Origin of the sequence: Limnobacter sp. CACIAM 66H1 (assembly GCF_001601825.1) — a bacterium.
GTDB lineage: Bacteria > Pseudomonadota > Gammaproteobacteria > Burkholderiales > Burkholderiaceae_B > Limnobacter.
The window spans coordinates 1-5,830 of record NZ_LUJK01000085.1 but is presented as its reverse complement, the minus strand read 5'-3'; the positions used below and the strand labels follow the sequence as shown (position 1 = coordinate 5,830).

Annotated in this window: 6 protein-coding genes; 3 read left to right on the top strand and 3 right to left on the bottom strand. The window is 52.4% G+C overall.

Features of this window, described 5'->3' with window-relative positions; genetic code table 11:
* From A0129_RS15280 to A0129_RS15270, 3 genes are all read left to right on the top strand, one after another.
* Nucleotides 1-425: aminotransferase class III-fold pyridoxal phosphate-dependent enzyme (locus A0129_RS15280; RefSeq protein WP_291716254.1), on the top strand; the 425-nt coding region annotated here is incomplete at its 5' end.
* Between the two features lie 9 nt (nt 426-434).
* The gene (gene bioB / locus A0129_RS15275) at nt 435-1,430 is read left to right on the top strand and encodes a biotin synthase BioB (RefSeq protein WP_291716253.1); all 996 of its coding nucleotides are present in this window, start codon (nt 435-437) and stop codon (nt 1,428-1,430) included.
* 194 nt (nt 1,431-1,624) lie between these two features.
* Nucleotides 1,625-2,026 carry a hypothetical protein gene (locus A0129_RS15270; protein WP_275270165.1) on the top strand — a complete coding sequence of 134 codons (402 nt, stop codon included), beginning with the start codon at nt 1,625-1,627 and terminating at the stop codon, nt 2,024-2,026.
* A 194-nt stretch (nt 2,027-2,220) separates the two neighbouring features.
* Here A0129_RS15270 and A0129_RS15265 read toward each other — a convergent pair whose 3' ends face one another.
* The 3 genes from A0129_RS15265 to A0129_RS15255 all read right to left on the bottom strand — a co-directional run bounded on the left by A0129_RS15265 (nt 2,221) and on the right by A0129_RS15255 (nt 5,613).
* Nucleotides 2,221-3,366, bottom strand: a complete 1,146-nt coding sequence (locus tag A0129_RS15265; RefSeq protein ID WP_291716252.1) for a porin — start codon at nt 3,364-3,366, stop codon at nt 2,221-2,223.
* A 292-nt stretch (nt 3,367-3,658) separates the two neighbouring features.
* Complete coding sequence (locus A0129_RS15260; protein WP_291716251.1) at nt 3,659-4,480, bottom strand: hypothetical protein; 822 nt, start codon at nt 4,478-4,480, stop codon at nt 3,659-3,661.
* Nucleotides 4,480-5,613, bottom strand: a complete 1,134-nt coding sequence (locus A0129_RS15255; RefSeq protein WP_291716250.1) for a glycosyltransferase family 4 protein — start codon at nt 5,611-5,613, stop codon at nt 4,480-4,482. The genes A0129_RS15260 and A0129_RS15255 overlap by 1 nt, the downstream gene beginning before the upstream one ends.
* Nucleotides 5,614-5,830 lie beyond the last annotated feature (217 nt).

Sequence of the window (5,830 nt, the reverse complement as noted above, 5' to 3'; positions counted from 1 at the left end):
CCCTGCTGCACGGCCACTCCTACACCGCAAACCCATTGGGTTGCGCTGCAGCCTTGGCCAGCCTCGCCTTGTTCGACGCAGAACATACGTGGACGAACATTCGCCGCATTGAAGCCACCCACCAGCGGTGGCTGCCTGCCTTGGCCTGCCACCCCCTGATTGAAAATCCGCGCGTGTGCGGCACCGTGGCGGCCTTTGAGCTAAAATCCAGTCACAGTCAGTACGGTTCAAGCGCGAGTCAATGGATACGCCAAACGTTTCTCGAATTGGGCATTGTGGTACGACCCTTGGGTAACACCGTGTATTGGGTACCGCCGTATTGCACAGCCCCGGAAACGCTTGAAAATGCCTACCAAACACTGATGCACGTATTACAACGCTGGGGCAGACTGATTGCACCCGGCCCTGGAAGCGAATTGTTCTGAAGGATGCACATGGAAAGCCAAATTACCTGGGTTGAAAACAAAAAAACAGCCCCACCCGCCGTTGATCAGCAACGCTGGAGCGTCGAGGCCATTGAAGCCCTGTTCGCACTCCCGTTCAACGACCTTATTTTCAAAGCGCAGCAGGTGCACCGCGAGCATTTCGATGCGAACACCGTGCAGTTGTCCACCCTGCTGTCGATTAAAACCGGCGGCTGCCCTGAAGACTGTGGCTACTGCCCCCAATCGGCCAAATACAACACCGGCGTGGAGGCTGAAAAGCTGATGCCCATTGATGAAGTATTAAAAGCCGCCCAAGCCGCGAAGGACAAAGGCGCAACCCGCTTTTGCATGGGTGCCGCGTGGCGCAGCCCCAAAGACCACCAGGTTGAAGCTGTAGGCGAAATGGTCACCGCTGTGAAAGCCATGGGCCTGGAAACCTGCGTCACCCTGGGCATGCTGAAAGAACACCAGGCCAAACAGCTACAAGAAGCGGGTCTGGATTATTACAACCACAACCTGGACACCTCGCCCGATTTTTACGGCGACATCATCAGCACCCGCACCTACCAGGACCGACTGGACACTCTAGAGCGAGTTCGTGACGCAGGCATCAAGGTATGTTGCGGCGGTATCGTGGGTTTGGGTGAAACGGTTACACAGCGGGCTGGCCTAATTGCCCAACTCGCCAACATGGCCGAACCGCCTGAAAGCGTGCCCATTAACAATTTGGTGAAAGTTGAAGGCACACCACTGGCAAACAACGAAGAAATCGATCCACTCGATTTTGTACGCACCATCGCCGTGGCACGAATTACCATGCCCACCAGTTTTGTGCGTTTGTCGGCTGGCCGGGAAAGCATGAATGAGAGCACCCAAGCGCTTTGTTTCCTGGCGGGTGCCAATTCTATTTTCTACGGAGAAAAACTGTTGGTAACAGACAACCCGGAATTGGAACGCGACACCCAGTTGTTTGAAAAACTGGGCTTAAAGCGACTTGAGAATTAAGCACCGAAACCCATTGTTTTTAATCAAGAATTTTCAAACATCAGGTTCAAATATCTGAGTCAAATCAATGGTTTGGCGGGGTGAAGGCAGGCCTTCTCCCGCTTTATCCACACCAAAATTACGCGCATAATTAAAGCCTTGCATGCGAAACAGCGCAAATTGCTTGAATTGCTGCTGTTGAAGGGAATAAGAACATGAAAAAAACATTGATTTGCGCCTGCTTAGTGCTAACACCTTTGCTGGCACCCACTTTGGCCAGTGCCCAAGCTGGCGGCGTCACCCTGAATATCGATGGGCAAAACCCGTTGAGCAAATGGGGCCGCTGGACCAGTTCGGAAAATGGTGGGCTTGGCTATGGGTTCAGACTGAACCAGGACCGCAACAAAGCTCCCATGGGTGCCCAGTGGGGCACGGGTGACTGGGTATTCAAGCTAAGCCGTGAAGAAGGCAACAAGTACCCGGATTTGTTTTTTGGCTTGAAGGTATCCGAGAACCAACTTCAAACCACCTCGCTGGGTTGCATGAGCAACAGCGGCAGCGCTACACGCTACAGCAGCACCTTGTGCGGCGTGCAATTGGACATGAATTTGCAATAATTGATTCGATCGAATCTAGCCAAGTTGAGTAGTATAAAAAAGCACCTGAATAAACCAGGTGCTTTTTTTCGAGTGGTTATTTCGGTGCCATGTGCGAATGAGTATGCGTGTTGCACTGGCTGAAATAGAAAAAGCCACCCGAAGGTGGCTTTTTCAAACTTTGCATTCAAACCAAGCTTAAGCTTGGCGTTGAATTAGAAGTTGTGACGCAGACCGATTGTGAAGTTGTCACGCTCTGTCTTGTTACCAACGTTGCCTGCAGTTGTTGATGCTTCAACTTCGCTCTCTACGCGGTTGAAACCAACGTAGGTACGTGTACGCTTGCTGAAATCGTAGTAGTAAGCGATTTGAGCTTGAGTGTTTTCACGAGCTTCGTTAACCAAGTCGTAACGCTCGGAGTTAGCGTACATACCGAACAGGCCAGAGTTGGCAGTCAAAGGCATAGTGGCAGACAATGCGTACTCGATACCGCTGTCTTCGCCATTAGCTGCGTTTTGAGCTTCGTAAGAGTTTTGAGCTACCAAACCAGCAACGGTGAATGAACCAAAGTTGTAGGTTGCAACACCCTGAATTGTGCGCTCGATATCAGTTACGCCCAGTGGGTTGTTCAATTCTTGTTGATCAAAGTTAGCGAAACCACCGCCAACTGTCAAATTGCCAACTTTGTAAGTTGCAGCGATTTCAGTTGCGCGGAAGTCGTTTTCTTTAACAAGAGCCCCTGCATTGTTAGACTGGTCGTTGTCACCTTGCATGGAGTGACGAGCGTTGATTTGCACGCCGCCGAAGTTGCCAGCGTAACCGAAGGAGTTACCAACACGCTGTTGACGCTGAATGGCCCAAGTGTTGGAAGTAATTGCAGTACCGCCACCAACAGTTGTCAAAGGACCACCGTTGTTAGATACAGAACCGATCAGAGAAGCTTGGTTGTACAGAGGGGCTTGTGAATCGTTACCACCGTCTTGTGAACCAACCACGAACAGACCGTATGCACCTTTCAGGCCAAGGTATGCGTGACGAGTAGTCATTGGACCATTCGCAACACCGTTAGCGTCAACTGTGTTGTCTGACAGATCGTCGGTGGTTACACCGAATTCATATGCGAAAATGGCGCTCAAGCCACCGCCCAGGTCCTCAACACCGCGAACGCCCAAACGTGAGGAAGCGTCTTCTACTACGAAGCTACCGCCGGCTTGGTTGGTTACGCCGCCTGTGCGTGTTTCGCCAGACTGGTGATCCAGAGTTTGGTGGATACGACCGTACAAAGTTACATTTGATGAATCAGCAAATACTGGAGCGGCAAATGCCAGGCCCAGAGCAGCAGCTACTAGCTTCTTGTTCATATTTCACCCTTATTAGTGTTGGTTGAATCTTTGCCGCCATTTCTAGCGGCACGAGAGACAATGTACACGGGGACCCTTGGGCCGACCAACCAAATCGTGGTGTGAGAATGGGGAAATCGGTGTTTTTGTCGCTGACGTGCAACAGGAGAAATTGATCAAACCCATAGTTTTATGACATCAACAATTCGCCAAAATCGCCCCAAGAGCCGCAAAAAGCCTTGTGAATGAAAAACTTAGAATTTCAGAGTCAGGTAAAGCCGACACCAAAGCAGGTGACTTCTAAAGCCGCGCCTTAACTGTGACTTTTAACCAACAAGAGGCGGTCTGAACGGCCCATTTCGGCGCAAATTAGGGTGATGGCCTCTGAAGCGCAGATCACCCGATCCGCGTAAGCAATCAGGCCCATGGCCTGGGGCAAACCCAGCTGCAACCAATCTGGATGGTGAGTACTTAACTGGCGGGCCAACAAGCGATTGTCACCTACCACTGCAGCCACCGTTAAATGAACGTTACTGCCCAGCTGCGCCAAGTTGTCGTGCAAGGCTTGCCATTGCATGTCCAAACCGGGTGCATTTTCTTCGGCGTACAGCAAAACCACCGCCTTGGTCAGGCTCGGCGGTGTTTTGCGATACAGCTGGGTTGCATAAGCCAGGGCTTGGGGCCCGGCCTGTAACAAGGGCCGTTCAGCCTGAAAAAAAACTGATAACTCTTGCTGTATGAACTTTCCTCCAACACCCAACATTTTCTGCACATGCTGAAACTGCGCTGCGGCGAGCTGATTCAGTTCAGGCGAAGCGTCCAAGGCCGACACCCCGATACATAGCTCAAGCTTCAAGCCGCGCAGCTTTTTAAACTGGGCGCGTTTTTCCAGGTAATAAGAAAGGCGGCTTTGCGCAGGGCGGCGAGGTTCAAGGGCACGCAATGGGATGTAAGCGGGTACGCGCTCATCCATTTCGAACAAAAACAGGCGGCCAAGGGGGCCAAACAAAACCCAATCCGCACCGGGATATTCAGCCTGCAATTGCCCCCATGCCGCGCGTGCTGCCAGGGCACTGTGCAGCCCTTGGCCAAACCAAACGCCAATTCGCTGACTCGCTGGCAAACATCCAGACATCAAGAGCGACCCAACCGAGGTGTCTGAATAGTGCCCACCAAGCCATCAATATTGCTTTGTTTGCCAAACTGGGCCAGCACGGTTTGCCGGCCCAGTGCTGCCATGTCTCGGGCTTTGTGGGGTTCAGTCAGCACAGCACCCAATGCTTGAACCCAGGCATCGAGCGCACCGGGCGCATGGGGCGCTGGGCACACATAACCTGTTACTCCACTTTGTACTGTTTCGGGCAGGCCACCCACATTGCTGACCACCACGGGCACGCCCAGGCCCAGCGCTTCAATTTGGCTCATGCCCAAAGGCTCGTAACTGGAAGGCATGACCAACACATCCGCACGCTTGATGAGCGGTGCAACGGGGTTCAACATGCCCGGCAGCACCACATGCCTGCTCAGGCCCAAACGCCGCGCTTCGGTTTCGATGGCCTGTCGGGTTTCACCCTCGCCGGCTGCCACGTACAACAAATTTGGAAACTGTGGGAGCAGGGCTTTCACCACCTGCAACATGAAACTGTGCCCCTTTTCTACCCTGAACATGGCCGCATGGGCAATCACCGGGCGCTGCTGCAAATCACTCAGGCGGGCATCAAGTTCAGCGGGCAAGCCCAGCGCCGCAGCGGCGGCGATGCTTTCAAAATCAACGCCAGGGTACAGCACACCGATTTTCTCGGGCAGTACCCCACTGTTTTGCAGCAATTGGTCTTTCAAAGCCTGGCTGGGCGTGAAGGTTTGGTCAAACATCTGGTTGTAAGTGAATGCTTTGGCCGGGCCTGGTTGGTAGGTGCGCATGCGAATCAAGGTAGGCCGGGGCTTGAGCAAGCCAAGTTTTGCCAGGGCATGCACGGTTATTGAACACAAATTGGCATCGTGGCTGCTGTGGCACACCACCGCCACCGGCTTGTGTTGCCGAACCAAATTGGCCAACCTTAAAACACTGGGTGGGTGTATGGCATTTCTGAATGCTACAAACTCGACATTCAGGCCCAGCTTGCAGGCTTCCTGAGAAATTCGACTGCCTGGCCGGCACAATATATAGGGGGTGTAACCTTTGGCTTTCAGACCCACCGCCTGCTCGAGCAATTGCAGTTCTTGACCACCGATATTTTTGGAACTTTCAGAGAAGAAAATGCTGGTCATTTGAATTGGAAAACAAAATTGGTTGAAATCACGGTCTATATTCGCTCTGTGTTTGCTCAACGCGTGTGCGGGTTTACTGGCAGTTTAATGCGCCACCGCGCACGGATGGGCGTGAATTCACTCTAATCAATACCGGGTTGAAATACTTTGCAGAAAATTTTGGTGATTAAATTAAGGCATCACGGTGATGTACTGTTGACCACAGCCTTGTACCGCG